The 2,861-nt window shown below is 74.2% G+C and carries 2 protein-coding genes; both read right to left on the bottom strand.

All coding sequences use genetic code 11. The annotated features are described in order from the left end of the window. Positions 1–29 precede the first annotated feature (29 nt). Complete coding sequence (locus ACWGL3_RS31895) at positions 30–1,130, bottom strand: cytochrome P450 family protein (RefSeq protein WP_267949064.1); 1,101 nt, start codon at positions 1,128–1,130, stop codon at positions 30–32. Next, positions 1,112–2,443 (bottom strand): cytochrome P450 family protein, encoded by a 1,332-nt coding sequence (locus ACWGL3_RS31900; RefSeq protein ID WP_267949065.1) that lies wholly within the window; start codon positions 2,441–2,443, stop codon positions 1,112–1,114. The genes ACWGL3_RS31895 and ACWGL3_RS31900 overlap by 19 nt, the downstream gene beginning before the upstream one ends. Positions 2,444–2,861 lie beyond the last annotated feature (418 nt).

The raw sequence follows: 2,861 nt of genomic DNA on the forward strand, positions 1-2,861 counted from the left end.
CCCCGGGGCCGGCGCGGGTCCCGGCCGGCTCAGCCCAGGACGACGGGGAGGCGGGACCTGCCGCTGGCCACGATGGAGGGGGACTCGGGCACGTCCTCCCCCTCGGCCGGGCGGATCCGCGGGAAGCGGGTGAACAGGGCCTCCAGGGCCGTGGTCCCCTCCAGCCGGGCCAGCCCCGCGCCCAGGCAGAAGTGCGGTCCGTGCGAGAAGGCCAGGTGGCCGCGCTGCTCGCGGCGGAGGTCGAAGACGTGCGCGTCGTCGCCGTGCTGTCCCGGGTCCCGGCCCGCGGCGCCGAAGCCCATCAGCAGGGCCTCGCCCTTGGGCACGCGCACCCCGGCCAGGGTGACGTCCTCGGCCGTGTACCTCAGGGGCAGGTACTGGATGCTGGCGTCCCAACGCAGGGTCTCCTCGACCGCGTCGGCCCAGGAGGCCTCGCCGGAGCGCACCAGCGCCAGCTGCTCCGGGTGGGTGAGGAGGGCGTGCACGGAGTTGGTGATGAGGTTCATCGTGGTCTCGTAGCCCGCACCGATCATGAGGATCAGCGTCCACACCAGTTCGCTCTGCGAGAGCTTCTCGTCCCCCTCGGCGCGGGCCTCCAGCAGCGCGCTGGTGAGGTCGTCGCCGGGGGCCCCGGCCTTCTCCTCGGCCAGTTCGGTGAGGAAGGCCAGCATGTCCGCGTTGGTCCGGGCGGCCTGCTCCGGGGTGACGGTCGCGTCGAAGACCCAGTGCATCAGCCCGTGCAGGGTGTCGCGGTGCTCGGGGGCGACCCCGAACAGCTCCGAGATCACCGTCATGGGCAGGGGCAGCGCCAGCGCGGCCCTCAGGTCCACCGGGCCGGGGCCGGAGGCCTCGGCGGCGTCGAGGAGGTCGGCGGTGATCTCGGCGACGCGCGGCCGCAGGACCTCCACGCGGCGGGGGGTGAACGCCTGCGAGACCAGCGTGCGCAGGCGGCGGTGGCGGTCGCCGTCCGCGGTGAGCATGTTGTCCGGGGCGACCCAGGAGATCAGCGGCCAGTCCATGGGGATCTCGCCCCGGGCCCAGGGGCCCCAGTGGCGCGCCTCCTTGCGCACGCCGGGGTGGGCCAGCGCCTCCATGACGACGTCGTGTCCGGTCAGCGCCCGAACAACCACGCCACCAGGGATCTCAACCTCGACGACGGGGCCTCGCCCGCGGAGTCCGGCTGTCTGGCGGTGGAGGTCGTAGGGGTGGAGGACGGGGATGTCTGCTGCCATGGGGGAGTGGTGCCCTTCGGGGTGTCGGGGGTGAAGGCGACGGGGAGGCGGGCCAGGGCCCGAGCGAACGGGGAGGGGCGCCACTGGGCCTCGTCCTCCGTCGTCCGCAGATCGGGGAACCGCCTGGTCAGGGTCTCCACCCCGACCTGGGCGATGGAGTAGGCGAACCCCTGGGCGGGGCAGCGGTGCGGGCCCACGCCGAAGGCGAGGTGGGCGCGGTTGCCCTGCTCGATGTCGGGTCCGCTCCCGGACAGCCCGGCGTGCGCGGCGGAGTATCCGAGCAGGACCGGTTCGCCCGCCCGGACCACCGTGTCCGCGCCGACCCGCACGTCGGTCACCGGGTAGAGGACGGGGTAGTTGTTGATGGGGGGCTCGCGCCAGAGCACCTGGTCGATCGCCTCGCCGATCCCCACCCGGGCGCCGCGGACGGCCTGGCCGACCTCGGCGTCGACCAGGATGGTGCGCGTGGTCCCGGTGATGAGGTTGGCGGTCGGCTCCGCCCCGGCCCCGATGGTGACGACGAGCTGGTGGAGGAGCTCGTCGTCGGTGAGGCCGGCCCGGTGTTCGAGCAGCCAGGAGGTGATGTCCTCGCCGGGCTCGGCGTGCTTGGCCGAGATGGCGTCGGACAGCGCGCGCTCGTACTCGCCGTTGGCCCTGGCCGCGTCCACGCCGTCCCACAGGTCGCTGAGGGAGGTCAGGACCCGCCGGCCGATGTCGGGCGAGAAGCCGAAGAGGTCGGACATGACCAGCAGCGGCAGCAGGCGGGCGTACTCGGAGACGAGTTCGGCGCTGCCCCGCGCGCAGAAGGCGTCGATGAGGGTGTCGGCGTGCAGGCGGGTGATGTCGCCGACCCGGCTCTCGGGGACGCGCCCCAGGGAGTCGGTGATCGAGCGCTTGAGGCGGGCGTGCTCGTCCCCGTCGGCGAAGAGCAGGTTGGGCCGGTGGGCCATCATCGCCGCGACCGGTGCGTCGTCGGGGACGCGCCCCTCCCGCCAGTCGAGCCAGAGCCGCGAGTCGCGGACGAAGGTACGGGTGTCCCTGCACCAGGCGGTGATCATCGCGTAGTCCGCGACGACCCAGGCGCGGACGCCGGGGGAGATCTCGACGGGGAAGACCGGTCCGTGTTCCTCGGTCATGCGTCGGTTGACCTTGTGCGGGTCCGCGTGGAAGTCAGGGGAGTGGAGTTCGGCGTAGGGGCAGCGGGAAGCCACAGGTGTCCTGTCCTCTGGGGTGGGGAGGCCGCAGAGTCTAGTAGGACACAGCGAACTCCGGCCACATTGGATCACACGCGAAATCCCCGTACCGCAGGGGGTTCCGCTTCCGGACGGTACCGGTCCCCGCGTCCGGGTCCTCCGGTGGAGCATCGGCGCGTCCCCCCGCGCGGGAGCGGCCCGGACGGGAGGGGGCTTTCCCCAGGGTGGAGGGGGCGCCCCGCCCGGGTGCGACCGGTCGGACCGCCCCGGCCGCGGGCCCGTCGCCGCGCGGGGGCGGGCCCGCCCGGAGTCGTGTCCGCTTCCTCCGGGGCTCCGGGGCCCCGGCCGCCATGGTGATCTCCCCCACCGGCCGGGGGTGCGGCGAGCGCCGTCCGGGACGCGCGGTGCGGCCGCGGCGGGCGGGGTCCGGAGCCCC

The sequence above is a fragment of the Nocardiopsis sp. NPDC055824 genome, from assembly GCF_053616335.1.